At 65.1% G+C, this 25,358-nt stretch carries 20 protein-coding genes; 14 read left to right on the top strand and 6 right to left on the bottom strand.

Translation table 11 applies throughout. The annotated features are described in order from the left end of the window. The first annotated feature begins 48 nt into the window (after positions 1–48). Positions 49–1,908, top strand: a complete 1,860-nt coding sequence (locus AC1RDS_RS16515) for an AMP-dependent synthetase/ligase (protein WP_348683796.1) — start codon at positions 49–51, stop codon at positions 1,906–1,908. A gap of 183 nt (positions 1,909–2,091) precedes the next feature. Beyond that, the gene (gene dusA / locus AC1RDS_RS16510) at positions 2,092–3,081 is read left to right on the top strand and encodes a tRNA dihydrouridine(20/20a) synthase DusA (protein WP_092698980.1); all 990 of its coding nucleotides are present in this window, start codon (positions 2,092–2,094) and stop codon (positions 3,079–3,081) included. Positions 3,082–3,104: 23 nt separating this feature from the next. On the opposite strand, the gene AC1RDS_RS16505 is transcribed toward dusA, so the two are convergent. Then, on the bottom strand, positions 3,105–5,870 hold the full coding sequence (locus tag AC1RDS_RS16505) for a bifunctional diguanylate cyclase/phosphodiesterase (RefSeq protein ID WP_287877879.1): 2,766 nt from the start codon (positions 5,868–5,870) through the stop codon (positions 3,105–3,107). A gap of 251 nt (positions 5,871–6,121) precedes the next feature. On the opposite strand from AC1RDS_RS16505, the gene AC1RDS_RS16500 reads away from it, so the two are divergent. The 9 genes from AC1RDS_RS16500 to AC1RDS_RS16460 all read left to right on the top strand — a co-directional run bounded on the left by AC1RDS_RS16500 (position 6,122) and on the right by AC1RDS_RS16460 (position 17,482). Then, on the top strand, positions 6,122–7,192 hold the full coding sequence (locus tag AC1RDS_RS16500; protein WP_348683794.1) for a GTP pyrophosphokinase: 1,071 nt from the start codon (positions 6,122–6,124) through the stop codon (positions 7,190–7,192). Between the two features lie 249 nt (positions 7,193–7,441). Continuing rightward, positions 7,442–9,043 (top strand): polyhydroxyalkanoate depolymerase, encoded by a 1,602-nt coding sequence (locus tag AC1RDS_RS16495; protein WP_287877884.1) that lies wholly within the window; start codon positions 7,442–7,444, stop codon positions 9,041–9,043. Beyond that, positions 9,043–9,735 (top strand): electron transport complex subunit RsxB, encoded by a 693-nt coding sequence (gene rsxB, locus AC1RDS_RS16490; protein ID WP_348683792.1) that lies wholly within the window; start codon positions 9,043–9,045, stop codon positions 9,733–9,735. Before AC1RDS_RS16495 ends, rsxB begins: the two co-directional genes overlap by 1 nt. 268 nt (positions 9,736–10,003) lie before the next feature. Continuing rightward, positions 10,004–11,209, top strand: a complete 1,206-nt coding sequence (gene dapC, locus AC1RDS_RS16485; RefSeq protein ID WP_348683790.1) for a succinyldiaminopimelate transaminase — start codon at positions 10,004–10,006, stop codon at positions 11,207–11,209. A 4-nt stretch (positions 11,210–11,213) separates the two neighbouring features. Further along, the gene (gene dapD, locus AC1RDS_RS16480) at positions 11,214–12,038 is read left to right on the top strand and encodes a 2,3,4,5-tetrahydropyridine-2,6-dicarboxylate N-succinyltransferase (RefSeq protein WP_348683788.1); all 825 of its coding nucleotides are present in this window, start codon (positions 11,214–11,216) and stop codon (positions 12,036–12,038) included. A gap of 68 nt (positions 12,039–12,106) precedes the next feature. After that, positions 12,107–13,267: a PilT/PilU family type 4a pilus ATPase gene (locus AC1RDS_RS16475; RefSeq protein WP_092698410.1), complete on the top strand. Its 1,161-nt coding sequence runs from the start codon at positions 12,107–12,109 to the stop codon at positions 13,265–13,267. 23 nt (positions 13,268–13,290) lie between these two features. Then, positions 13,291–14,496, top strand: coding sequence for a succinyl-diaminopimelate desuccinylase (gene dapE / locus AC1RDS_RS16470; protein ID WP_092698412.1), 1,206 nt, complete (start codon positions 13,291–13,293; stop codon positions 14,494–14,496). Next, complete coding sequence (gene prmB, locus AC1RDS_RS16465) at positions 14,493–15,422, top strand: 50S ribosomal protein L3 N(5)-glutamine methyltransferase (RefSeq protein WP_348683784.1); 930 nt, start codon at positions 14,493–14,495, stop codon at positions 15,420–15,422. Before dapE ends, prmB begins: the two co-directional genes overlap by 4 nt. Continuing rightward, complete coding sequence (locus tag AC1RDS_RS16460) at positions 15,422–17,482, top strand: ABC-F family ATP-binding cassette domain-containing protein (protein ID WP_092698416.1); 2,061 nt, start codon at positions 15,422–15,424, stop codon at positions 17,480–17,482. Before prmB ends, AC1RDS_RS16460 begins: the two co-directional genes overlap by 1 nt. Positions 17,483–17,857: 375 nt before the next feature. Here AC1RDS_RS16460 and phbB read toward each other — a convergent pair whose 3' ends face one another. From phbB to AC1RDS_RS16445, 3 genes are all read right to left on the bottom strand, one after another. Beyond that, entirely contained in the window at positions 17,858–18,595 is a 738-nt protein-coding gene (gene phbB / locus AC1RDS_RS16455) for an acetoacetyl-CoA reductase (RefSeq protein ID WP_092698418.1), read from the bottom strand. A 329-nt stretch (positions 18,596–18,924) separates the two neighbouring features. After that, complete coding sequence (locus AC1RDS_RS16450; RefSeq protein ID WP_348683782.1) at positions 18,925–20,103, bottom strand: acetyl-CoA C-acetyltransferase; 1,179 nt, start codon at positions 20,101–20,103, stop codon at positions 18,925–18,927. A gap of 88 nt (positions 20,104–20,191) precedes the next feature. Next, positions 20,192–21,892 carry a PHA/PHB synthase family protein gene (locus tag AC1RDS_RS16445; protein WP_348683780.1) on the bottom strand — a complete coding sequence of 567 codons (1,701 nt, stop codon included), beginning with the start codon at positions 21,890–21,892 and terminating at the stop codon, positions 20,192–20,194. Between the two features lie 108 nt (positions 21,893–22,000). Between AC1RDS_RS16445 and AC1RDS_RS16440 the strand changes: the two genes are divergently transcribed. Beyond that, positions 22,001–22,351 carry a hypothetical protein gene (locus AC1RDS_RS16440; protein ID WP_092698424.1) on the top strand — a complete coding sequence of 117 codons (351 nt, stop codon included), beginning with the start codon at positions 22,001–22,003 and terminating at the stop codon, positions 22,349–22,351. Here the strand turns inward: AC1RDS_RS16440 and pgeF are convergent. Beyond that, positions 22,271–23,128 (bottom strand): peptidoglycan editing factor PgeF, encoded by an 858-nt coding sequence (pgeF, locus tag AC1RDS_RS16435; RefSeq protein WP_092698426.1) that lies wholly within the window; start codon positions 23,126–23,128, stop codon positions 22,271–22,273. The two genes, AC1RDS_RS16440 and pgeF, sit on opposite strands and share 81 nt — an antisense overlap. 7 nt (positions 23,129–23,135) lie before the next feature. Continuing rightward, positions 23,136–23,804, bottom strand: coding sequence for a maleylacetoacetate isomerase (gene maiA, locus AC1RDS_RS16430; protein WP_092698525.1), 669 nt, complete (start codon positions 23,802–23,804; stop codon positions 23,136–23,138). A gap of 211 nt (positions 23,805–24,015) precedes the next feature. Here maiA and AC1RDS_RS16425 point away from each other — a divergent pair, with 211 nt between their 5' ends. Next, on the top strand, positions 24,016–24,711 hold the full coding sequence (locus tag AC1RDS_RS16425) for a fumarylacetoacetate hydrolase family protein (RefSeq protein WP_092698428.1): 696 nt from the start codon (positions 24,016–24,018) through the stop codon (positions 24,709–24,711). Between the two features lie 93 nt (positions 24,712–24,804). After that, positions 24,805–25,356 (top strand): NUDIX hydrolase, encoded by a 552-nt coding sequence (locus AC1RDS_RS16420; protein ID WP_026436540.1) that lies wholly within the window; start codon positions 24,805–24,807, stop codon positions 25,354–25,356. Positions 25,357–25,358 lie beyond the last annotated feature (2 nt).

The following is a 25,358-nucleotide window of genomic DNA, read 5'->3' as shown; positions in this document are numbered from 1 at the left end:
CCGCAGCCATGCGCCCCGGCGGCATGCCCGCGCACCAATCCACGCCTGATGACCTCTTCTTCGCCCGATCTCGCCAGCGTCGAAACGCTACCCCAGCTTCTTGCTTACCGCACTGCCCGCACCCCCGACGCCGAAGCCTACCGCGCGTTCGACCCCGCCACGCATGCCTGGACCCGCCTGACCTGGGGGCAAACCGCACAGCGTGTGGCGCAGTGGTCACGGGCCCTGGCGGCCCTGCAGCTACCCGCCGCCGCCCGCGTGGCCATCCTGCTGCCCAACGGCCTGAACGCCATGTGCGCCGACCAGTCCACGCTGGCCACGGGCTGCGTGCCGGTGCCCCTGCACGCCATCGACAACCCCGGCAGCATTGCCTACATCGTGGCCGACTGCGAGGCCTCGCTGCTCATCGTGGGCCAGGCGGCGCAGTGGGAGAAGATCCGGGACGTTGGCACCGCGTTTCCGGCGCTGCGCGCCGTGGTGGTGACCGACGAAGATGCCAAGTTCGCACCGTCTGCCGCCACCACCGATGGCCCCGCCGTCGGCTCGCTGGCGCAATGGCTGGCCGGCGCGGCACAGGCCGCCGAGGCGCCAGCACCCACACCGCCCGGCCCCGATGACTTGGCCGCCCTGGTCTATACCTCGGGCACCACCGGCAAACCCAAGGGCGTGATGCTCACGCACCGCAACGTGGTCAGCGACGTGAAGGCGGTGCTGGAACGCATCGCCCCCACGGTGGACGACGTTTTTCTGTCATTCCTGCCGCTCTCGCACACCTTCGAGCGCACGGGCGGTTACTACCTGCCGTTGGCCGCGGGCAGCTGCGTGGCCTATGCGCGCTCGGTGCCCCTGCTGGCCGAAGACCTGAAAACCGTGCGCCCCACGGTGCTGGTGTCGGTGCCGCGCATCTATGAACGCATCCACGCCAGGCTGCTCGAAAAGCTGTCGCCCACGCCCTGGAAGATGCAGCTGTTTGAGGCCGCGCAGCACAAGGGCTGGGCACGGTTTTGTGCCGCCCAGGGCCTGCCCGCGCCGCAGCCGGACGCCAGTAGCCAGGCCGCCGGATGGATGGCCGCCCTGCCCTGGCCGCTGCTGCGCGCCCTGGTGGCCAAGCCCCTGCTGGCGCAGTTTGGCGGCCGCGTGCGCGTGGCCGTGAGTGGCGGCGCTCCGCTGTCACCCACCATTGCCAAATGCTTTCTGGGCCTGGGCCTGCCCCTGGTGCAAGGCTACGGCATGACCGAGACCGCACCCGTGGTGTCGGTCAATGCGCTCGACGACAACGACCCCGCCTGCGTGGGCCGCGCCCTGCCCGGCGTGGAGGTGCGCATTGGCGACAACCGCGAGCTGCAGGTGCGCGGCCCCATCGTCATGCAAGGCTACTGGAAACGCCCCGAAGACACCGCCAGGGTTTTGAGCCCCGATGGTTGGCTGGGCACAGGTGACCAGGCCGAGATCGTGGAGGGCCGCATCACCATCAAGGGCCGCATCAAGGAAATCATCGTCACCTCCACCGGCGAAAAAGTGCCTCCGGCCGACCTGGAGCTGGCGCTGCTGGCCGACCCGCTGCTGGAACAGGCCTTTGTGGTGGGCGAGAACCGCCCCTTCATCGCCTGCGTGGCGGTGCTCAAGCAAGATGAATGGCAGCGCCTTGCGGCCGACCTGGGACTGAACCCGCAAGACACCGGCAGCCTGAACCATGCCAGCGTGCACCGGGCCGTGCTGGCGCGCATGGAGAAAAACACCGCCAGCTTCCCCCGCTACGCCGTGCCGCGCGCGGTGCACCTGACGCTCACGCCCTGGACGATTGAAAACACCTTCCTGACGCCAACGCTCAAGCTCAAGCGCAACAACCTGATGCTGCATTTCGCCGAAGCCATCGAGGGCATGTACCAGAAATTCGGATCGCGCTGACAGCAGCTATCAAATTTGATAGCTACCAGTGCTCATGGATGAAGCGCTGGCGACCGTTCTGATACATAACCCTCATCGGGCACCCGCGCGGCACCGGTGGGATAATCACGGCTTTTCATCTGCAGCTTTGCCAGGGCACGGTGTCCTGCCAAGCGCCGCTGCAACCCCCCTTCCCCTGCTGTCTTGACTGTGGAACCCACACTGAGCCCCTGGCGCATGTCCGTCGCCCCGATGATGGACTGGACTGACCGCCACTGCCGCTATCTGCACCGGCTGCTGAGCCGGCACACGCTGCTGTACACCGAGATGGTGACCACGGGCGCGCTGGTGCATGGCGATGTGCAGCGCCATCTGCGCTTCAACGCTGAAGAGCACCCCGTGGCGCTGCAGTTGGGCGGCAGCGAGCCCGCCGATCTGGCGCATTGCGCGCGGCTGGGCGAGCAGTGGGGCTATGACGAGATCAACCTCAACTGCGGCTGCCCCAGCGAGCGCGTGCAGCGCGGTGCCTTTGGCGCCTGCCTGATGAATGAACCCCAGCTGGTGGCCGACTGCGTGAAGGCCATGGTGGACGTGGTGCAGGTGCCCGTCACGGTCAAGCACCGCATCGGCATCGACAAGGATGAGAGCTACGGCTTCGTGCGCGACTTCGTGGGCACCGTGGCTGCTGCGGGGTGCACGGTGTTCATCGTGCACGCGCGCAATGCCTGGCTCAAGGGCCTGTCGCCCAAGGAGAACCGCGAAGTGCCACCGCTGCGCTACGAGGTGGTGCGCCAGCTCAAGGCCGATTTTCCGCACCTGACCTTTGCCATCAACGGCGGCCTGAACACCGATGCAGCAGTGCAGGAGCAGCTGGCGGGGCTTGATGGCGTGATGGTGGGCCGCGAGGCGTATCACAACCCCTGGTGGCTGGCGCGCTGGGATGCGCTGTACTACGGCACCCAGCAAAGCACGCTCACCCGCGAGGACGTGGAGGCCGCCATGGTGGACTACATGGCGCGCGAGGCCGCTGCGCACGGCACGCCCTGGGCCAGCATCGCCCGGCACATGCTGGGCCTGCGCCATGGGTTGGCAGGCTCGCGCCGCTGGCGCCAGGTCTGGAGCGACCACCGCCTCAAGGGCCTGCCGCCGCACGAAGTGATGGCCCTGGCGCACGCCAGCCCGGTAGAGGCCTGATCCCGCGAACCTGGAACCTGTTCCTACACGCCGCCCAGCTGGCGCGCAAGCCATCCAGGCAGTGGCTCGGGACGGGAAAACAGGTAACCCTGCAGGCAGTCGCAATGGCTGCTGACCAGAAAGTCGGCCTGGGCGCGGGTTTCCACACCCTCGGCCACCACGCGCAGCTTGAGGTGCCTTGCCACCGAAATGATGGACTGCACGATGGCGGTGTCGCTCGGGTCGTCGGGTGTGTCCTGCACAAAGCTCTTGTCGATCTTCAGCTCGAACAGGGGCAGGCGCTTGAGGTAGGCCAGGCTGGAATAGCCGGTGCCAAAGTCGTCGATCGAGAAGCGCACGCCGAGCTGCCCCAGCTCGGTCATGCGGGCAATGGTGTCGTCGAGGTTTTCGATCAGCAGGCTTTCGGTGACTTCCAGGATAAGCTGGGCCGCCGAGGCCCCGGTCTGCGCGAGCAGGTCGCGCACGCGTTCAACGAAGTCGTCCTGGCGGAACTGGCGCTCGCTCACGTTGACCGATATTGAAAGATCCTGCCCCGCTGCGTGCAGGCGCGCCAGCGTCTCGCAGGCTTGCAGGATCATCCAGTCGCCCAGGCGCAGTATCAGCCCCGAGGATTCCGCCACCGGAATGAAGCGGCTGGGCGGCACATTGCCGCGCACCGGGTGGTTCCAGCGCATGAGCAGCTCGCCGCCGACCACCGCGCCAAACGCATCTACCTGCGACTGCACGAAGGCTGCCAGCTGGCCGTCGGTGCTGGCTTTTTTCAGGTCCTGCTCCAGCGCCAGGCGCTCCTGCACGTCGGCCTGCATGTCGGCTTCATAAAAGCGGATGCGGTTGCGCCCCAGGTCCTTGGCACGGTACATGGCGGTGTCGGCCTCGCGCAGCAGGTCTTCGACCTCCTCGCCGCGCTTGGGAAAAAGGGTGATGCCAATGCTGCCCGTGCTGCTGTACAGGTGGGTGTCTATGGTGTAGGGCGCCTCCAGCGCCGTGCGCACGGCCTCGGCCGCCAGCAGGGCACTGCGCCCGGCGGATTCCATGTCGGTTGCCATGCCGTTGACGAGCATCACGAACTCGTCACCCCCTGTGCGCGCGACGGTGTCGCCAGGACGCAGCAACTGCGTGAGGCGCTGCGCCACCTGCTTGAGCAGCTCGTCCCCCAGCGAATGTCCGCGGGCGTCGTTGATCTGCTTGAAGTCGTCCAGATCGATGAACAACAAGGCCCCCACCTGCCCCGACTTGCGTGCCGAGGCCAGGGCATGGTCCATGCGGTCCAGCAGCATGCGGCGGTTGGGAAGGCCGGTCAGTGCGTCAAAGTAAGCGAGCTGGTGCGTGCGGGCTTCGGCCAGCTTGCGTTGCGTGATGTCGCGGGACAAGGCGATGAAACGTGGTTCCTGCCCCGGTGTGGTGCTTTCCTTGCGGGCGATGGACAGCTCGAACCAGTGGGTCTGTTGCCCCAGTTCGAGGTGGTACTGGTGGCCGCTCGAATAGCCCGTGTCGTGGGCCGCCTGCAGTGCCACCCGCCACCCTGCAGCGGCTTCGGGCGGCAGGATCTCCTCCATCTTCCGGCCCAGAAACATCTCGGGCGGTGCAAGCAATTGCGCCGAACGCGCCGCGCGGTAGTGGTGGATGTGCCCATCCAGCCCCACCTCGAACAGCAGGTCGGGAACAGCGTTGAGGATGCTTTCCAGGTCGTCGCGGGTGCTGCGCAGCGCCTGCGTCATGCGGCGGGCCAGCCCCATGGCACGCTCGCGGCCCGTGGCCGTCACCCAGATCAGCCCGCCCGCCAGCAGGCTCAGGGCAGCGCCCATGGCGGCAAACAGGCCGTTGTCCGGGTCTTCGAAGCGTTGCTCGAAAGCCGGCAACGGCTGCATCACCAGCGTCCAGGTGCGCCCACCCAGCTCCATTGGGCGGCTAGCGCGCAGGCCCGGCGGCGCGCCTTCCGGGGCGGCAGGAAGGTTCGCGCGCCCGTGCAGAAGGCCGCCCCCGGCCTGCGGGTCGCCGTCGTAGATGGCAAGGTCGATGTCCGAGTCCAGCTGCTGCGCCATCCCCCGCAGCAGCTCGGGCACGCGAAAAGGGGCCGACACCCAGCCCACAATGCCGCGCCGGCGGCCTTCGACCGAGGCCAGGTCGGCATTCCGCTGGTAGATGGGCAGGTACATGACCAGCCCGCTGACGGCATCGCGGCCCACATCCTGCCGCAGCTGGAGCCGGGAGGTCAGCGCCAGTTGTCCGGTGTCGCGTGCACGGTCCAGCGCCTCGCGGGCGGCCGGCACGGTGGAGATATCAAACCCCAGCACCTTGAGGTTGTCGCTGGACTGGGGCTCGATGTGGGTGATGGGCGTGTAGCGTGCGCGTGCGCCCGCCGGATGCACGGTGTAGGAAGAAGAGCCGCGCGCGCGGATGTGTGCCGTATGGACGCCCAACTGGTCGGCCGGCAAGTCCAGGGCATACGCCAGGCCCTGCAAACCGGGTCGGCTTTCCGACAGGCGCAGCGCCCCCACATAAGCCTGGAACTCGTCGCGATCGATGTCATTGGAGCCGTCGTAGTAGCCCTTGACACCACGCAACAGCAACTCGTAGGTGGCCATCCGGTCCTTGAGGCTGTCCACGATGCGGGCCACCGAGGCGGTGAACGCCTGCTGCCTTTTGGCCCCCGCCTCCCGCTCGGCGGCCTGCCAATACAGGAACGTGAGCCCCAGCAAAAAAATCGCCAGCACCGGGCCCAACAGTGCAAGCAGATGCCAGCGGCCTTCGGTGTCGGGCAGCTTGCCGGGCTGGTGGGGCTGGCTCATGGATCTAAAAAATGGGTGGTTGTAATGCACGACAGGCCGTCCGTTGATTCCCGTGGCGCGCACACGCCCGGACTGCTTGGCGCCATTATGGGCAAGCTGACAGTTCGCGATCCTAAGTATTTGTATGCGTCCCCGCGAACTGCCCCTGCCCTGTGGCGATATGCAAACACGGCAACAGACCTGCCCCCGACAGCCACACAGGGCCATGCCGGCCTTACGATCCGGGGTACAGGTGCATTCGAAAGCCCCCTATGCCATCGCTTGACTTTGAACGGGAAGAAACCCGCTTCCATGCCTTCCATGCGCAGAATCTGCCCCGTTTGCAGGAGGCCTGCGCGTCCTTCGTCGCCCTGCTCACTTCCTTGCTGACCCCTTCAGGGCAGGTGGATGTATCCAAGATCGAGGGGCGCGTGAAGGACAAGGAAGAGTCGATCCGTAAATTCACCCGCAAGTACCGGCCGATGCTGGAAGAAGCCAACCAGCCCTATGAGATTGCCCCCTACATCACCGACCTGATCGGGGTGCGCGTGGTTTGCCTGTATGAAGACGAGCTCGACAAGGTGGCCCGCCTGGTGCGCTCGCACTTTGACGTGATGGATGTCACCGACAAGGTAGCGGCCGTGGAAGGCACCGAGGCCTCGTTTGGCTACAAGGGCCTGCACCTGGACCTGCGGCTCAACGCTGCCCGGCGGGCATTGCCTGAGCATGCCGCCTGCGCGGACCATGCTTTCGAGTTGCAGGTGCGCACCATCATCCAGGACTCGTGGAGCGTGCTGGACCACAAGATCAAGTACAAGAAATCGATTCCTGGCCAGCTCAAGCGCCGCATCAATGTGCTGTCGGCACTGTTCGAGCTGGCAGACCGCGAGTTTCGCCAGATCCGCGACGCCACCGCAGCCGAGTTGCTGGAGGCGCCCGACGAAACCGCCGAAATCCTGCCGGAAGCCGGAGCACCGATGGCAGACAAGCTAGCGCCCCCCGGCAGCGAGCTCAACGCCTTCACCTTCCTCAAGATTGCCAACCACTTCTTCAAGGATTTCGAGTTCGAACCCTACAAGGTGGACAGTTTCGTGGACGACATCCAGAGCTGGTCGCCCGGCATGACGCGCGCGCGTTTCAATGCGCTGCTGCGTGAAACCATCGCCGTGGTCAAACGCTACAAGCTGCACTTTGAAGAACAGAACCCGCAGGGCAGCTTCAACCCCTACACCGTGATCCGCCATTGCCTGTACCTCAGTAACAGCACCGCGTTCCGCCCGGCCCTGCGCAACGTGGCGCGGGAAAGCTTCGAAGCCTGGCTGCAGGAGCACGGCAGCCCTTGAGGCAGACAAAGACAGCAGCGTGCCCCGGCACCCCCAAGTTGCACACGAGAAAACCAGAATAAAATTACTGTTAGCGATTAACAGTATTGCGCATGAAGCTCTAATTTTTATAGCATCAAAGACAAAGATACAGGCCATGCCCCGATGCCACCGGCTTGTCCCCCAGGTGACTTCGGATTGGTGGTTTCACTCCAGACACTCGTAACGAGTTGCTGTTATATTGCACTGCAACATAACGGAGTTTCACCCATGCTCTACCAGATCTACGAAACCCAACGCTCCTTAATGGAGCCCTTTGCCGAATTTGCCCAAGCGGCCTCCAAGCTGTACAGCCACCCCTCCTCCTTCCTGAGCCAAATGCCGCTCGCGCAGCGCGTTTCTGCCGGCTACGACCTGCTCTACCGCCTGGGCAAGGGCTATGAAAAACCGGAATTCGACATTCCCACGGTGGATGTGGACGGCGTGGGCGTGGCCATCCATGAGCGCGTCGAGATCAACAAGCCCTTTTGCGAACTGCGCCGTTTCAAGCGCTTTTCGGACGATCCGGCCACGCTGACCAAGCTCAAGACCCAGCCCGTGGTGCTGATCGTGGCGCCGCTGTCGGGCCACTACGCCACCTTGCTGCGCGACACCGTGCGCACCATGCTCAAGGACCACAAGGTCTACATCACCGACTGGCGCAGTGCCCGCCTGGTGCCCCTGTCCGAGGGGGAGTTCCACCTCGACGACTATGTGAACTATGTGCAGGAGTTCATTCGCCACCTGCAGGGCATCTATGGCAACTGCCATGTGATCAGTGTCTGCCAGCCCACCGTGCCGGTGTTGGCCGCCGTGTCGCTGATGGCCAGCCGGGGCGAAACCACCCCCATCACCATGACCATGATGGGTGGCCCCATCGATGCACGCAGGTCCCCCACCACGGTGAACAACCTGGCCACGAACCGCAGCTACGAGTGGTTTGAAAACAACGTGATCTTCCGGGTGCCCGACAACTTTCCGGGCGCCGGCCGCCTCGTGTACCCCGGTTTCCTCCAGTACACCGGCTTTGTGGCCATGAACCCCGACCGCCATGCCACCAGCCACTACGACTATTTCAAGGACCTGATCAAGGGCGACGACGCCAGCGCCGAAGCGCACCGCAAGTTCTACGACGAATACAACGCCGTGCTGGACATGGATGCGGATTACTACCTGGAAACCATCAAGACCGTGTTCCAGGACTACAGCCTGGTCAACGGCACCTGGGATGTGCGCTCGCCCGAAGGCAAGATCGAGCGCGTGCGTCCGCAGGACATCACGACCACCGCGCTGTTCACGGTAGAGGGCGAGCTCGACGACATCTCCGGCTCGGGCCAGACGGAGGCCGCGCACGACCTGTGCACCGGCATCGAGCGCAAGGAGCAGCACCACCTTGAAGCCAAGGGCGCGGGTCACTACGGCATTTTCAGCGGCCGCCGCTGGCGTGAGATCGTGTATCCCAAGGTGCGCGCCTTCATCCAGCAGCACCAGGCGCCCCGAGCCCAACCCTCCATGCCCGCACCGGCCAGCGAACCGGTCGTGTCGGTCAGCGCAGCCCCCGCACCGAGCGCACCCGTGGTGGCACCTGCCGCGCCGATGCAAGCTGCTGCCAAAGCGGCTCCGCAGTCCACCAGCGCGCGCGCCGCCAAGTCGGCCACCGCCCCGCGTCCTGCCAAGGCCGCTGCACCCAAGGCCGTGCAGGAAGTCCGCTCCAACCCGGCACCAGCCGGTGTGGCCACCCGGTGGGTCAAGCCCGCGGGCGGTGAAGCCGTTGCCAAAACCGCAGCGCCGGCAACGCCCGGCGCCAAGCGCTCCGCAGCACGCAAGGCCTGATGCCAGGCTTGCGGCAGAACGTGGACGAACTGGCAGAGCGCATCAACGCGGCCCTGCCCCAGACGCAGTGCACCCGCTGCGGCTACCCCGACTGCGCCAGCTATGCGCAGGCCATCGCCGCAGGAATCGCATCCATCAACCAGTGCCCACCGGGCGGACAGGAGGGGGTGGCCCGGTTGGCGGCCATCACGGGCCAGGCCGTGCAGCCGCTCCATCCAGACCACGGACTGGAGGCCCCGCGGACGGTGGCCGTCATCGATGAAAACTGGTGCATTGGCTGCACCCTGTGCATCAAGGCCTGCCCCACCGATGCCATCGTGGGCGCCAACAAGCTCATGCACACCGTGATGCCAGCCCATTGCACGGGTTGCGAGTTGTGCATACCGGTGTGCCCCGTGGACTGCATCCAGCTGGAAAATGCCAGTGGCAACGCCACCGGCTGGGCCGCCTGGACCTCGGCCCAGGCCGACGCCGCACGCCAGCGCTACACCGCGCGCCAGCAACGGCTGGCGCAGACCGGCGCCGAACCACCCGAGGCCGGGCCAGATGGCGGCACGCCCCTCCCCCCTGATGCGGGCACTGCACCGGCTTCGCCGGCCTCCACGGCCTCGATGGCGCAGGAGACACGCCAGGCCGCCATCGCAGCGGCCATGGCCCGCGCACGGCAGCGGCGAGGCCCTGCCTCGCAATGAGGTGCGTGGTGCCCCCGCCGCTGCAGCCGAAATAGCGGTACTTGCCAGCCGGACAGAGGGAGCCAGCGCATAAGCCACTGGCCCGGCCGCAGCAACCAGAACCCTGGCATGGCATCTCCGACAGGTTTCAAATAGCGACAGACATACGGAAAAGCGCCACTTACGCCGGATTGACACATGCAGGCTTCATGGGTTTTCCTTCGGTGATCCCCTTTTCAGCGTGGCGGCACGGCCAGCGCGGGCAAGGCATCGCCCATAATGCAGCCCCATGAATCCCCTGCTTTCCCATCTGCAGCCCTACCCATTCGAGCGGCTGCGGCAGCTTTTTTCGGGGATCACCCCCCCTGCGGCCTTGAGTCCGATCAGCCTGGGCATGGGTGAGCCGCGCCACCCTACGCCGCAGTTCATCAAGGATGCCATCAGCGCCAACCTGGGCGGGCTGGCCAGCTATCCAGCCACGGCGGGCGAGTTGCGCCTGCGCGAGGCGTTTTCTGCCTGGCTGTCGAAACGCTACGACCTGGCCGTGGATGCCGGCACCCAGGTACTTCCCGTGAACGGATCGCGCGAAGCCCTGTTTGCCTTTGCCCAGACCGTGATCGACCCGTCCCGAGGCCAGCCCGTGGTGGTTTGCCCCAACCCGTTCTATCAAATCTACGAAGGCGCGGCCGTACTGGCTGGCGCAACACCCTATTACGCCCCCAGCGACCCGGCCCGCAACTTTGCGGTGGACTGGGACAGCGTGCCCGAGGCGGTGTGGCAGCGCACGCAGCTGCTGTTTGTCTGCTCGCCCGGCAACCCGACAGGCGCCGTGATGCCGCTGTCCGAATGGCAAAAGCTGTTCGAGCTGAGCGACCGCCATGGCTTCGTCATCGCCTCGGACGAGTGTTACAGCGAGATCTACTTCCGCGACGAGCCCCCGCTGGGGGGCCTGCAGGCGGCCGCCCAACTGGGGCGCAGCGACTTCAAGAACCTGGTGTCCTTCACCAGCCTGTCCAAGCGCAGCAATGTGCCGGGGCTGCGCAGCGGCTTTGTGGCCGGTGATGCCGCCCTGATGAAGGCCTTCTTGCTGTACCGCACCTACCACGGCAGCGCCATGGGGCCGGTGGTGCAGGCCGCCAGCATCGCCGCCTGGAGCGACGAGCAGCATGTGGTGGAAAACCGCACGCTCTACCGCAAGAAGTTTGCGCAGGTCACGCCCCTGCTCGCCGGCGTGATGGATGTCTCCTTGCCTGACGCCGGCTTTTACCTCTGGGCCAGGGTGCCCGAGGCCCTGGGCATGACCGACACCGAGTTCGCCCAGGCCTTGCTGGCTCAATACAATGTCACCGTGCTGCCGGGCAGCTACCTGGCCCGCGAGGCCCAGGGCAGCAACCCCGGCGCCCAGCGCGTGCGCATGGCCCTGGTGGCCGACACCGAAGAATGCGTGGAAGCCGCGCTGCGCATCGTCCAATTCATCCAATCCCGTACTGCCTGACACCATGACCCAACAACTCCAGACCCTCATCGACAACGCCTGGGACAACCGCGCCAACCTCTCGCCCGCCTCCGCTCCCAAAGAAGTGCAGGACGCAGTCGAGCATGTGATTTCCGAGCTCAACAACGGCAAGCTGCGCGTCGCTACCCGCGAAAGCGTGGGCCAGTGGACCGTGCACCAATGGATCAAGAAGGCCGTGCTGCTGTCGTTCCGCCTCAAGGACAACGAACTCATCGAGGCCGGCGACCTGGGGTTTTATGACAAGGTGCCCACCAAGTTCGGCAATCTCAGCGCCGACGAAATGGCCGCCACCGGCGTGCGCGTGGTGCCACCGGCCGTGGCGCGCCGCGGCAGCTTCATCGCCAAGGGCGCCATCCTGATGCCGTCCTACGTGAACATCGGCGCGTATGTCGATGAAGGCACGATGGTCGATACCTGGGCCACCGTGGGCAGCTGCGCGCAGGTGGGCAAGAACGTGCACCTGTCGGGCGGCGTGGGCCTGGGCGGCGTGCTAGAGCCGCTGCAGGCCAACCCCACCATCATCGAAGACAACTGCTTCATCGGTGCCCGCTCCGAAGTGGTCGAAGGCGTGATCGTGGAAGAAAACTCCGTCATCAGCATGGGCGTGTACCTCGGCCAGAGCACCCCGATCTATGACCGCTCCACCGGCGAAATCAGCTACGGCCGCGTGCCCGCCGGCTCGGTGGTCATCAGCGGCAGCCTGCCCAAGGAAGGCGGCAAGTACAGCATGTACGCCGCCATCATCGTCAAGAAGGTGGATGCCAAGACCCGCTCGACGACCAGCCTGAATGATCTGCTGCGCGACTGAGCGCGGCTGACCGCCCACGCCAGCGCAATTGCCACCACAGCCGACACGAACAACGAGAGGGAAACACCATGAGCACGATGGAACGAATCCTGCGCCTGATGGCGGAGAAGAAGGCCTCCGATGTCTATCTGTCGGCCAACGCGCCAGCGCTGATCAAGATCAACGGCGAATGCGTGCCGATCAACAACCAGATCCTGCCGCCCGACGCGCCGCGCAACCTGCTCTCCGAGGTGGTGCCACCGGACCGCATCGAAGAGCTGGAAGAAACCGGCGAACTCAACATGGGCGTGCCGCTGACCGGTGTGGGTCGTTTCCGTGTCAGCGCCATGCGCCAGCGCGGCAGTTATGCGGTGGTCATCCGCTTCATCTCGCAGCACATACCCGAGCTCGGTTCGCTGGGCCTGCCGCCCGTTCTGCGCGAACTGATCATGGAAAAGCGCGGCCTCATCCTGGTGGTGGGCGCCACGGGCTCGGGCAAGAGCACCACGCTGGCGTCGATGATCGACAGCCGCAACGAACAGCTGACCGGGCACATCCTCACCATCGAGGACCCGGTGGAATACCAGTTCAAGAACAAGAAATCGATCGTGAACCAGCGCGAGATCGGCAGCGACACCCAGTCGCTGCAGACGGCTCTCAGGAACGCACTGCGCCAGGCCCCTGACGTGATCCTGATCGGTGAAATCCGCGACCGGGAAACCATGTCGGCGGCCATTGCCTATGCACAGTCCGGCCACCTGTGCCTGGCCACGCTGCACGGCAACAACAGCTACCACGCGCTCAACCGGATTTTGAGCTTTTACCCCGTCGAGGTGCGCCCCACCATGCTGGGCGATCTGGCATCGGCGCTCAAGGCGGTGGTGTCGCAGCGACTGGTGCGCACGGTGGAAGGTGGCCGCGTGCCCGCCGTGGAAATCATGCTCAACACCAAGCTCGTTTCCGAGCTGGTGGAAAAGGGCGACTTCTCGGGCGTGAAGGAGGCCATGGAAAAATCCATGGCCGAAGGCTCGCAGACCTTCGAAGAAGCCCTGGCCCACCACATCATGGAAGGCAAGATCGACCGCAAGGAAGGACTGGCCCACGCCGACTCGCCCACCAACCTCATGTGGCGTCTGCAAAACGACTTCGCCCTGGCGGCCAACGCTGCCAGGGCCCAGAAAGAGGCGCGGGACATCCCCGACGACCAACCTTCTTTCACCGAAATCGTGCTGGACGTCAAAGCCGCCTGACCCGGCCTCACCTGAATTCCCCGATGTCCCGCACCCTGCACCTGGCCGAACAGCTCATCTCCCTGCCCTCCCTCACGCCGGAGGACGCCGGCTGCCTTGACCTGCTGGCGGCACGCCTGGCCCCGCTGGGTTTTGTGTGCGAACGCCTGGACAGTGGCCCCGACCATTTCCGCGTCAGCAATTTGTGGGCAAAACGGCCTGCGGCGCTTGCACCATCTGCTCAGCAAGCTACAAAGACCATCGTATTTGCCGGTCACACCGACGTGGTGCCCACCGGCCCGCTGGCACAGTGGAGCAGCCACCCCTTCACGCCCACGCACAAGGACGGCAAACTTTTTGGCCGCGGCGCCAGCGACATGAAAACCTCCATCGCCGCCTTCGTCGTGGCGGTGGAAGAATTCCTGGCCACCCACCCCGATCCGCACCTCTCGATCGCCTTTCTGCTGACCAGCGATGAGGAGGGCCCCTCGGTGGACGGCACCAAGGTGGTGGTAGAGCAGCTCCGGGCGCGCGGCGAGCCGCTCGACTATTGCATCGTGGGCGAACCCACTTCGGTCGAAAAGACCGGCGACATGATCAAGAACGGCCGGCGCGGCACGCTCAGCGGCAAGCTCACCGTGCGCGGCATCCAGGGCCACATCGCCTATCCGCAGCTGGCACGCAACCCCATCCACCAGGCGCTGCCGGCGCTGGCCGAGATGGCCGCCACCGAGTGGGACCCGGGCAATGCCTTCTTTCCGCCCACCAGCTGGCAGATCAGCAACATGCATGGCGGCACCGGCGCCACCAATGTGATTCCGGGCGAGGTGGTGGTGGACTTCAATTTCCGCTTCTCCACCGAATCCACCGCCGAAAAGCTCAAGCAGCGCGTGCACACCCTGCTGAACCGCCATGGCCTCGAATACGACCTGCAGTGGACGCTGGGCGGCCAGCCCTTCCTGACCACACCGGGCGACCTCGTCACGGCCGTGCAGCGGGCCATCCTGGCCGAAACCGGACTGAGCACCGAACTGTCCACCACTGGTGGCACCAGCGACGGCCGCTTCATCGCGCAGATCTGCCCCCAGGTGATTGAGCTGGGGCCGCCCAACGCCACCATCCACAAGATCGACGAGCATGTGGTCGTGGCCGACATCGAACCGCTCAAGGCCATCTACCGCCGCACCCTCGAAAACCTGAACCAGATGGCCAGCCTGGCGCCCGCAGCCACCCAGGCGGCCGCGGCATGACCGGCTCCACCACCGCCCTGCCCGCCTTGCAAGGCGCCACCGTGGGCGCATTGGTGCAGTCGGGCGCCGCACTGCTCACCGCCGCGGGCGTTTCCTTCGGACACGGCACCACCAATGCCCAGGACGAAGCCGCCTGGCTGGTGCTGTGGCGCCTCGGGCTGCCGCTCGACAGCAACCTGGGCGATGGCCCAGATTCCGTGGCAAATCAGCCTGTAGACCAGGATCAACTTGCCCTGGCAGCTACACTTTTTGAAGAACGCATCCGCACCCGCAAACCCGCCGCCTACCTGACCCGCGAGGCCTGGCTGCAGGGCGTGCCGTTTTACGTGGACGAGCGCGCCATCGTGCCGCGCAGCTTCATCGCCGAGCTGCTGGCCGATGGCAGCATCGATGATTTCCTGGGCGCGCACACGCGCCGCGTGCTCGACCTGTGCACCGGCAACGGCAGCCTGGCCGTGCTGGCGGCCATGGCCTGGCCCGAGGTTGAAGTCACGGGCGCCGACATCTCGCCCGATGCACTGGCCGTGGCCCGCATCAATGTGGACCGGCACGGCCTGCAGGACCGCATCGCGCTGCAGCTGTCGGACGGCCTGGCCCAGTTGCCCGGCCCGTGGGACCTGATCCTGTGCAACCCGCCCTACGTCAACGCGGCCAGCATGGCGCAACTGCCCGCCGAATACCGGGCAGAACCCACCCTGGCCCTGGCGGGCGGCACCGATGGCATGGACTTCATTCGCCAGCTGCTGCAGGACGCCCCCGCACGCATGAGCGAAAATGCGGTCCTCATTCTCGAAATCGGCAACGAACGCGCCCACTTTGAAGCGGCCTTCGGGCAGCTGCCCGTGTACTGGATAGATACCAGCGCGGGCGAAGACCAGGTGCTTCTGGCCACACGCCAGGCCCTGGTTTCCTATTTTTCCTCCTGATGATCACTCTTAAAAATGTCACCTTGCGCCGCAGCGCCAAGGTGCTGCTCAATGGCGTCAACGCCACCATCAACCCCGGCGAAAAAGTCGGTCTGGTGGGCCGCAACGGCGCCGGAAAATCCAGCCTGTTTGCCCTGTTCAATGGCTCCCTGCACGAAGACGGGGGCGATTTCTACATCCCGCCCCAGTGGCGCATGGCGCAGGTCGCGCAGAACATGCCCGAAACCGATGAGTCCGCCACCGACTTCGTCGTCACCGGAGACACCCGCCTCGTCGAACTGCGCGCCCAACTGGTGCAGGCCGAAGCCGAAGATGACGGCATGGCCATCGCCCACGCCTACACCGACCTGGCCGATGCCGGCGACCACGACGCCATTCCACGTGCGCAGGCACTGATCCTGGGCCTGGGCTTCAAGGTGTCCGAGCTGGACAAACCCGTCAACAGCTTCTCGGGCGGCTGGCGCATGCGCCTGCAGCTGGCCCGCGCGCTGATGTGCCCGTCCGATCTGCTGCTGCTCGACGAGCCCACCAACCACCTGGACCTCGATGCCCTGGTCTGGCTGGAAGCCTGGCTCAAGCGCTACGAAGGCACGATGATCGTCATCAGCCACGACCGCGAGTTCCTCGATGCCGTGACCAACGTCACCATGCACATCGACAACGCGCAGATCACGCGCTACGGTGGCAACTACAGCAAGTTCGAGGATCTGCGCGCCCAGCAGCTCGAATTGCAGCAGGCCAGCTTTGCCAAGCAGCAGGAAAAGATCGCCCACCTCAAGAAGTTCATCGACCGCTTCAAGGCCAAGGCCAGCAAGGCCAAGCAGGCGCAAAGCCGGGTCAAGGCGCTCGACCGCATGGAAAAGATCGCCCCCGTGCTGGCCGATGCCGAATTCACCTTCGAATTCAAGGAGCCGCAGAACCTACCCAACCCGATGCTGGCCATCAGCGACGCCTCGTTTGGCTACCGCGCCGAAGACGGTGCGCAAACCACCATCCTGGAAAACGTCAGCCGCAGCGTGCTGGCGGGCCAGCGCATCGGCATCCTGGGTGCCAACGGCCAGGGAAAATCCACGCTGGTCAAGACCATTGCCCGCACCATGGCGCCGCTGGCCGGCACCGTGACCGAGGGCAAGGGCCTGTCGATCGGCTACTTTGCTCAGCAGGAACTGGACGTGCTGCGCCCGCACGAAAACCCGCTGGAGCACATGATCCGCCTGGCGCGCGAACTGGGCCCCAACAGCCGCGAAGCCAGTCGCGAGCAAGACCTGCGCAGCTACCTGGGCACGTTCAACTTCACCGGCGACATGGTCAAGCAGAGCGTGGGCAGCATGAGCGGCGGCGAAAAAGCCCGCCTGGTGCTGGCCATGATCGTCTGGCAGCGCCCCAACCTGCTGCTGCTCGACGAGCCCACCAACCACCTGGACCTGGCCACGCGCGAGGCGCTGTCGATGGCGCTCAACGAGTTCGAAGGCACCGTCATGCTGGTCAGCCACGACCGCGCCCTGCTGCGCGCCGTGTGCGACGAGTTCTGGATGGTCGGCCGCGGTGCCGTGGGGCCGTTTGATGGCGATCTCGACGATTACCAGCGCTACCTGCTCGATGAGGCCAAGCGCCAGCGCGAACTGGCCAAGACCGAAGCGGCGGCCGAAAGCGCGGCACTCAAGGCCGCTGCAGCGCCTGCACCCGTTGTCGTGGCGGTTACCGCCCCTGTTTCCATAGCTGCCAGCGCAAACCAGACAGGCGCCAAAGGCCGAATGGATGCCAAACCCACTGTCGATGCCAAGGAACAGCGCAAGCTCGATGCCCAGGCGCGCCAGCAGCTGGCGGAAAAAACGCGGCCCCTGAAACGCGAAATCGAACAGATCGACCAACGCCTGGCCACCCTGGTCGCCGAGCGGGCCGGCCTGGAAGAACGCCTCACCCAGGCGCTGGCGCCCGCGGAAATCGCCGACCTGGGCCGGCGCCTGAAAACCGGCCACGACGAAACGGCACGGCTGGAAGAACGCTGGCTGGAAATTTCTGCTGAGTTGGAAGAAATGGGCGTGAGCGCCAGCGCCTGATACGTAAAATCTTGTAATTTCTTCCGATATTTATTGGTCTTTAAGCCAATAAACACCTGCGCTGACAGCTATTATTTTTGAAGCAAATTTTCTCATCAAAATAGCGAGTGATACGGTTGCATTTTTTTGCGTTTGGACGTCAACCAAGCCTTGAGTGAGCGCGTTGTTGGTACATCACAGGAGTTTTCCAGTATGAATACCACCGCAATCTTGTCCGCTTGGCCCGAAGACGAACGCGACCGCAAACGCGCACCGGCCCGCCTTTGAGGGCGTGGCAGCCGCCCACCATGGCGGTGGTAGCCCCTTCATCCATGTTCCTCTCAACAAAAAACCCCGCAATGCGGGGTTTTTTGTTGTCGGCTTCGGGGCTTCGTGTCAGCCCATGTGCAAGCCACCGTTGACGGAGAAATCAGCCCCGGTGGCGTAGCCTCCCTCTTCCGAAGCCAGCCAGGCGATGATGGAGGCAATTTCGCTGGGCTCGCCCAGGCGCTTGACGGGCACGGTGGCCACGATCTTCTCCAGCACATCGGGGCGAATGGCCTTGACCATGTCAGTGCCGATGTAACCCGGGCTCACGGTATTCACCGTCACGCCCTTGGTGGCCAGTTCCTGCGCCAGCGCCATGGAAAAGCCGTGCATGCCGGCCTTGGCGGCCGAATAGTTGGTCTGCCCCGCCTGGCCCTTCTCGCCATTCACGCTGCTGATGTTGATGATGCGGCCCCAGCCCTTTTCCACCATGTCGGCCACCACCTGCTTGGTGACATTGAACATGCTGTTGAGGTTGGTCTCGATCACCTGGTCCCAGTCCTCGCGGGTCATCTTGAGGAACATGCGATCGCGCGTGATACCGGCGTTGTTCACCAGCACATCGATCGAACCATGTTCGGCCTTGGTCTTGGTGAAGGCTTCCACGGTGGAATCCCAGTCGCCGACATTGCCCACCGATGCGTAAAAGGTGTAGCCCAGCGCTTTTTGCTCATCGAGCCACTTGCTGAAGTCTCGCGTGGGGCCACAGCCGGCGATGACCGTGAACCCCTCCTTGTGCAAACGCTGGCAGATGGCGGTGCCGATGCCACCCATGCCGCCGGTGACATACGCTACTTTCTGGCTCATTTGATTTCTCCTGGTTGTGATGTGCTCCGCACCCACTCTACCCAAGAATTGATACGCTGCGGTGAAGAAAAACACGGAAGCCTTCGTTTTTTCTGCAAGACTGCACCGATCGATCCCCACCCGCGTGCTGTGCATGGCAGAAAGGGCCGCGATCCGGCACAAACCGTCCTCGCCAGACCGCGTTTCGGCATAAGCACACCCGCAGCGGCTGCCTCCGCGGGCACAGGCCTGTGCGCCCTGCCTGCGGCATCAAACACCACCGGCAACAAAAAAGCCGCGTGGCAACGCGGCTTCTGAAGGGGGCCTTTGCAGGCGGCGTGCGGGTACCCTCAGCGCTCCAGCGCCAGCGACACGCCCATCCCTCCGCCAATGCACAGCGCCGCCAGGCCCTTCCGGGCGTCGCGGCGCTGCATCTCGTGCAGCAGCGTGACCAGGATGCGGCAGCCGGACGCACCAATGGGGTGGCCGATGGCAATGGCGCCACCGTTCACGTTGACCTTCGCGGGGTCGATGGCCAGTTCCTTGTTGACGGCGCAGGCTTGCGCTGCAAAGGCTTCGTTCAGCTCGAACAGGTCCACGTCGGCAGCGTTCCAGCCCGCGCGCTGCAGCGCCTTGCGCGAGGCGGGCACCGGGCCCATGCCCATGGTGGCCGGGTCGAGGCCGCTGGTGCCAAAGGCGGCAATGCGGGCCAGGGGCTTGAGGCCCAGGGCGGCAGCCTTCTTGGCGCTCATCACCACCACGGCAGCGGCGCCATCGTTGATGCCCGAGGCATTGCCCGCCGTCACGCTGCCCGCCTTGTCGAAGGCCGGGCGCAGGCCGGTCAGCACTTCGGCATTGGTCTTGCGGTTCAGGTATTCGTCGGCATTGAAGAGGATGGGGTCGCCCTTCTTCTGGGCCAGGCTCACGCCCACGATTTCATCGGCAAACTTGCCTGCGTCCTGCGCGGCGGCGGCCTTTTGCTGGCTGCCCAGGGCCAGGGCGTCCTGCATGTCGCGGGTGATGCCGTAGGCCTTGGCCACGTTTTCTGCCGTGATGCCCATGTGGTACTGGTTGTACACGTCCCACAGGCCATCGACGATCATGGAGTCGACCATTTTCCAGTCGCCCATGCGCTGGCCGTCGCGCGAACCGTTGAGCACGTGGGGCGAAAGGCTCATGTTTTCCTGGCCGCCGGCCACCACGATTTCGCTGTCACCCCAGGCCACGGCCTGGGCCGCCAGCATCACCGCCTTGAGGCCCGAGCCACAGACTGCATTGATGGTGAGGGCCGGTGTTTCCTTGGCCACGCCGGCCTTCATCATCGCCTGGCGCGCGGGGTTCTGGCCTACGCCAGCCGTCAGCACCTGGCCCATGATGACTTCGCCGATCTGGTCGGACGCCAGCCCGGCCCGCGCGATGGCCTCGCGGATCACGATGGAGCCCAGTTCGGTGGCGGGCGTCTTGGCCAGAGCGCCACCAAATTTACCCACGGCAGTGCGGGCAGCAGAAACAATGACGATGTCTTCCATGGAAAGTCCTTTCGAAGTAAATCGGTGGGGGCGAAAGCACGCGCCCCGGAGAGTTTTCAGATTCTCGCAGCCCTTTGGAGCGGTTCGCTCAGGCCTTTTGCTTCACGTAGCGGCCAGGTGCCGGCTCGATGGCCTTGAACCGGGCGCCTTTGCCGTAGGCCTTGGGTGCCGCAACCTGTTTGCCGGCGTGGCCCTTGAGCCAGCCGGACCAGTCGGTCCACCAGCTACCCGGGTACTCCGTGGCGCCTTCCAGCCATTGGTCGAGCGTTGCGGGCAGCTTGCCGTCGGCGCGAATCCAGTGGCTGCGCTTGCCCTTGGCGGGCGGGTTGATCACACCGGCGATATGCCCCGAGGCGCCCATCACAAAGCGCTTCTTGCCGGGCAGCACCTGGGTGGAGGCATAGGCCGCATTGATGGGCACGATATGGTCTTCGCGCGAGCCGTAGATATAGACCGGCAGCGTGAGGTTGGTCAGGTCCATCTTCTCGCCGCAGACGGTGAGCTTGCCGGGCTGGACCAGGTTGTTTTCGAGGTAGAAATTGCGCAGGTACCAGGCGTAGAACGGCCCGGGCAGGTTGGTGCTGTCGCTGTTCCAGTACAGCAGATCGAACGGTGGCGGTGTTTCGCCCTTGAGGTAGTTGCCCACCACGTAGTTCCACACCAGATCGTTGGGCCGCAGGAAGCTGAAGGTCGAGGCCAGGTCCTGCCCTTTCATGAGCCCGCCCTTGCCCATCTGCATCTCGCGGAACTTCACGAAGTTCTCGTCGATGAACACGTCCAGGATGCCGGTGTCGGTGAAGTCGATGAGCGTGGTCAAAAAGGTGGCGCTGGCCACGGGCTCATCGCCGCGCGCAGCCAGCACGGCCAGCGCATTGCTCAGGATGGTGCCGCCCACGCAAAAACCCAGGGCATTGATCTGTTCGGCACCCGTGATGTTCTGCACCACGTCGATGGCGGCCATCACGCCGTCTTCGACATAGTCATCCCAGGTCTTGTGGCCCAGGGAGTCGTCGGGGTTGCGCCAGCTCACCACAAAGGTGCGGTGGCCTTGCTCGACGGCATAGCGGATCAGCGAATTCTCGGGCTGCAGATCCAGGATGTAGAACTTGTTGATGCACGGCGGCACCAGCAAAAACGGCCGCTCGTACACCTTGGCGGTGAGCGGCTTGTATTCGAGCAGCTGGAACAGTTCGTTCTCGAACACCACCGCGCCCTCGGTGGTGGCCACGTTGCGGCCCACCTCGAACAGGCTTTCGTCGGTCATCGACACATGGCCCTGGGTAATGTCGTGCAGCAGGTTCTGCATGCCTTTGGCAATGCTTTCACCCTTGGTTTCGATGGCCTTTTTCTGCGCTTCGGCATTGAAAGCCAGAAAGTTGCTGGGCGCCATGGCGGCCATCCACTGCTCCACGCCAAAGCGGATGCGGGCACGGGTCTTGGCGTCGGCCTCGACCGCCTCGGCCAGGCCCATCAGCGTGCGCGCGTTGAGCAGGTAGGCCGCCGCGGAGAACGCGGCCACCGGGTTGCTGGCCCAGCCCTCGCCCGCGAAACGCCGGTCTTTCAGTTCGGGAGTGGTTTGCAGGCCCTGGGCCCACAATTCCTGGGCATCCTGAAGATACTGCTGCTGCAGTGCCTGCAATTTGTTCGGCGAAAACTTCAAGGGTGCGGCACCTGGCGTGCGGCCCGCCAGGTCTGCGGATTGAAAGGATTGCACCGCCTTCGTCCAGCTGTCCCCGAAAATCTGCTGGAATTGCTGGGCGCTTTGGGCCCAGAGTGCTTCAGAATTCATGCTGCATCCTCAATGGTTGGTCGGTCGCACGGGGCTTGCGCACCATTGTTGCCCACCTGCTGCCGCAAGGCAATGTTCACCCGCGTTTTTCTCTTCTCTCTTGTTCTCATGTACCTCGTTGTCATCACCTGGCTGTATGTCACCCTCATGATGGCCGTGGCCGAAGCCACCAGCAGCACGGGCAGCCTGATGGGCGCTGTCGTGACGTTTGTGCTGTATGGGCTGCTGCCGGCCGGCATCGTGGCCTATATCCTGGGCACGCCCGCGCGCAAGCGGGCCATCAAGGCGCGCGAGCAGGCGCAGCAGGCCGCCTATGACGCTGAGCAAGCTGGCAATCCGCCGGATGCAGGGGCTACACCGGGTGCCGCGCCGGCAGCGTCAGCCGCGCCAGATGCAGGCGGCCATGCGGCCGCTGCCACCAAGAGCCCTCTGGTCGCGCCGGTACGAAAAGAACCGTGAGGCATTGCCCACGGTGCACCAGGGCGCAGTGCTGTCATTGCCGTAGATCTGCGTGACGCCCAGGGTACGCAGCCGCAGCCGCGCCAGCCCTGCCAGATCGGCCAGAAACTTGCCCTGGCCCTGCGCCGCAAAGCACGCCTGGGCCGCCGGGTGGTGTTGGCAGAATGCCTCGCGCACCTCTGCACCCACCTCGAAGGCCGTGGGGCCGATGCAGGGCCCCAGCCACGCCATCGTGTCAGCAGCCAGCGCATCAACCGCTTCGTTTTTGATAGCTGATGGCGATTTACCAGCCAGCGCCAGAGCCTTGAATCGTTCAAAAACAGACTCCAGCACACCCACCCCGTCCATTCCCGCCAGCCCGCGCCAGCCCGCATGGACCGCGCCCACCATGGCACCCGAGCCATGGGCGAGCAGCACGGGCAGGCAATCGGCCACCATGATGGTGCAGACGGCTCCCGGCTCTGTGGCCACGCAGGCATCGGCCTCGGTGCCGTCGGGCGTGGCGTGGTCGATCTCGGCCACCGCCGTGCCATGCACCTGGTTCAGAAAGACGGGCCGGGCACCCGGGGTGGCGCCCTGCACCACGGCCTGCAAACGCTGGCGATTGGCCTGCACTGCCGCTGGCGCATCGCCCACATGGCTGCCCAGGTTCAGGCTGGCATAGGGGCCGCTGCTCACGCCACCGGCCCGCGTGGTGCACAGGGCGTGCACGCCGGCAGGCGCGGGCCACTGCGGCTGCAGCCAGTCGGCATGCGCCATCCCTGTCGAGAGGTTCATCGCCTGCTCACGGCTGATGGTCCGGGCAGGCCGAGGGTTGTGCCTGCGCAAACGCAGGCAGCGCCATGCAGGCAGCAAAGGCCGCCATGGTCAGCGGCAGCCCTTGCAGTTGGACATTGAAGCGCTGGCAATTGAAGACATGCGGCACCAGGCAACAATCGGCCAGCGTGGGGGCATCGCCCCAGCAATACACCGAAGGCGCCAGCCCCTGCGCCACGCGCTGCTGCGCCAGCAGCTCCAGCTGGCGCTCGAATGCCTCCAGCCCGCTGCGCGCCCAATGCTGGTACCAGGCGTTCTTGGCGTCCTCCGAAACCTTCAGCTCACGCACCAGGTATTTGAGCACCCGCAAGTTGTTCAGAGGGTGCATCTCGCACGCCACCATCTGCGCCAGGGCCCGCACCTGGGCCCGGGCCAGCGGCTCGGCGGGCAGCAGGGGCGGCGCAGGATGGGTTTCATCAAGGTATTCGATGATGGCCATGGACTGGGACAGCGCCACGCCATCGTCGGTCAGCAAGGTGGGCACGAGGGCATCGCCCACCCGGCCGGTGTAGGCCGGGTCGTGGTGCTCGCCGCGCACCAGATGCACGGGGATGTATTCGTAGCCAAGCCCCTTGTGCTGCAGCGCGATGCGCACGCGAAACGACGCCGACGAGCGGAAATAATTGAACAGTTTCATGGGTTGCAGAGCGTGGGTGGTGCGCGAAGGGAGGCTGGCGGGGAGGTGGGCTTTGCCGGTCTGCGCCGGCAGGAACACCCCGGGCGCGAGTGTAGCGCCGCTGGGCAGACACGCCGGCCCCGTGGCACACTGGTGCAAGGCGGCGCCACCGCGCCAGAGCCCCGCGCCTGCGCCCCGCCCTATTGACCATCCTGTAGCAGAAAGACCCCCCATGAGCTATGTTTTTTCTCCCGCGCCCGTGGCCAGCGTGCCCGTTGTGGGCTCTGGCGACCGTTTCCCCGTGCACCGCATTTACTGCGTGGGCCGCAACTACGAAGAACACGCCAAGGAAATGGGCTTCACCGGCCGCGAGCCGCCCTTCTTCTTCCTGAAACCTGCCGATGCCATCGTGGTGGTCAACGCCGGCGAAACCGGCCTGCTGCCCTACCCCAGCCTCACGGCCAACCTGCACCATGAGATCGAGCTGGTGGTGGCCATTGGCAAGGGCGGCAAGAACATCCAGGCCGCCGATGCACTGCAGCACATCTACGGCTACGCCGTGGGCCTGGACATGACGCGCCGCGACCTGCAGAACGACATGAAGAAACAGGGCCGCCCCTGGTGCATCGGCAAGGGCTTTGATGCCAGCGCCCCCATCGGCCCCATCACGCCGGCCGCACAGGCAGGTGACGTGGCCCATGCGGCCATCTGGCTGCAGGTCAATGGCGCCGACCGCCAGCGCAGCACCGTGGCCCAGCTCATCTGGAACATCGCCGAGACCATCGAACACCTGTCTGCCGCCTGGGCGCTGCAGCCGGGCGACCTGATCTACACCGGCACGCCCGAGGGCGTGGGTGCCGTGGTGCGCGGTGATGTGCTCGAAGGCGGCGTGGAGGGTCTCACCCCGCTGCGCCTGAGCGTGGTGTAGCCGCCCTGGCACTGCCCGCATTCACTTTACTTTTCATGACTGCAAGCGCTTGATGCACAAGCGCCTGCAGCCTGTTTGAATCCTATTTTTCGCATGACCTTTCGCAGCCCGATCCAACACTGCCGCGCCTGCGGTACGGCCGTGGTCTACCGCCTGCCCGACGACGGCGACACCCGCCAGCGCGCCGTCTGCCCGGCCTGCAACACCGTGCACTACGAGAACCCGCTGAATGTGGTGGGCACCGTGCCGGAGTTTGCCGATGGCCGGGTGCTGCTGTGCAAGCGCAACATCGAGCCGCGCTGGGGCAAGTGGACGCTACCGGCCGGATTCATGGAGCTCGATGAAACCACGTCCCAGGGCGCGGCCCGCGAAACCGACGAAGAGGCCGGCGCCCAGATCGAGATGGGCCCGCTGTTCAGCCTGCTGAACGTGCGCCGCGTGGGCCAGGTGCACCTGTTCTACCGCGCCCGGCTGCTCAGCGAGCAGTTCAACCCCGGCTACGAGACCATCGAGGCGCGCCTGTTCACCGAAGCCGAGGTGCCCTGGGATGAGCTGGCGTTCCGCACCGTCAAGGAAACGCTGGAACACTATTTCGCCGACCGCAAGGCCGGGCAGTTCGGGCTGCACTGCATCGACCTGGAATAGCC

It is taken from the genome of Acidovorax sp. GW823-FHT02H02 (genome assembly GCF_058797075.1).
Note: the sequence above shows the minus strand (reverse complement) of the source record. Positions and strands in the feature narration are given on the sequence as shown.

Coding starts and splice junctions, on each gene's coding strand:
- AC1RDS_RS16450 (WP_348683782.1), bottom strand. CDS start 20,103: ATGGAAGACATCGTCATTGTTTCTGCTGCCCGCACTGCCGTGGGTAAA.
- dapC (WP_348683790.1), top strand. CDS start 10,004: ATGAATCCCCTGCTTTCCCATCTGCAGCCCTACCCATTCGAGCGGCTG.
- AC1RDS_RS16440 (WP_092698424.1), top strand. CDS start 22,001: ATGTACCTCGTTGTCATCACCTGGCTGTATGTCACCCTCATGATGGCC.
- phbB (WP_092698418.1), bottom strand. CDS start 18,595: ATGAGCCAGAAAGTAGCGTATGTCACCGGCGGCATGGGTGGCATCGGC.
- AC1RDS_RS16460 (WP_092698416.1), top strand. CDS start 15,422: ATGATCACTCTTAAAAATGTCACCTTGCGCCGCAGCGCCAAGGTGCTG.
- dapE (WP_092698412.1), top strand. CDS start 13,291: ATGTCCCGCACCCTGCACCTGGCCGAACAGCTCATCTCCCTGCCCTCC.
- maiA (WP_092698525.1), bottom strand. CDS start 23,804: ATGAAACTGTTCAATTATTTCCGCTCGTCGGCGTCGTTTCGCGTGCGC.
- AC1RDS_RS16475 (WP_092698410.1), top strand. CDS start 12,107: ATGAGCACGATGGAACGAATCCTGCGCCTGATGGCGGAGAAGAAGGCC.
- AC1RDS_RS16515 (WP_348683796.1), top strand. CDS start 49: ATGACCTCTTCTTCGCCCGATCTCGCCAGCGTCGAAACGCTACCCCAG.
- pgeF (WP_092698426.1), bottom strand. CDS start 23,128: ATGAACCTCTCGACAGGGATGGCGCATGCCGACTGGCTGCAGCCGCAG.
- rsxB (WP_348683792.1), top strand. CDS start 9,043: ATGCCAGGCTTGCGGCAGAACGTGGACGAACTGGCAGAGCGCATCAAC.
- AC1RDS_RS16495 (WP_287877884.1), top strand. CDS start 7,442: ATGCTCTACCAGATCTACGAAACCCAACGCTCCTTAATGGAGCCCTTT.
- AC1RDS_RS16445 (WP_348683780.1), bottom strand. CDS start 21,892: ATGAATTCTGAAGCACTCTGGGCCCAAAGCGCCCAGCAATTCCAGCAG.
- AC1RDS_RS16505 (WP_287877879.1), bottom strand. CDS start 5,870: ATGAGCCAGCCCCACCAGCCCGGCAAGCTGCCCGACACCGAAGGCCGC.
- AC1RDS_RS16420 (WP_026436540.1), top strand. CDS start 24,805: ATGACCTTTCGCAGCCCGATCCAACACTGCCGCGCCTGCGGTACGGCC.
- dapD (WP_348683788.1), top strand. CDS start 11,214: ATGACCCAACAACTCCAGACCCTCATCGACAACGCCTGGGACAACCGC.
- prmB (WP_348683784.1), top strand. CDS start 14,493: ATGACCGGCTCCACCACCGCCCTGCCCGCCTTGCAAGGCGCCACCGTG.
- AC1RDS_RS16500 (WP_348683794.1), top strand. CDS start 6,122: ATGCCATCGCTTGACTTTGAACGGGAAGAAACCCGCTTCCATGCCTTC.
- AC1RDS_RS16425 (WP_092698428.1), top strand. CDS start 24,016: ATGAGCTATGTTTTTTCTCCCGCGCCCGTGGCCAGCGTGCCCGTTGTG.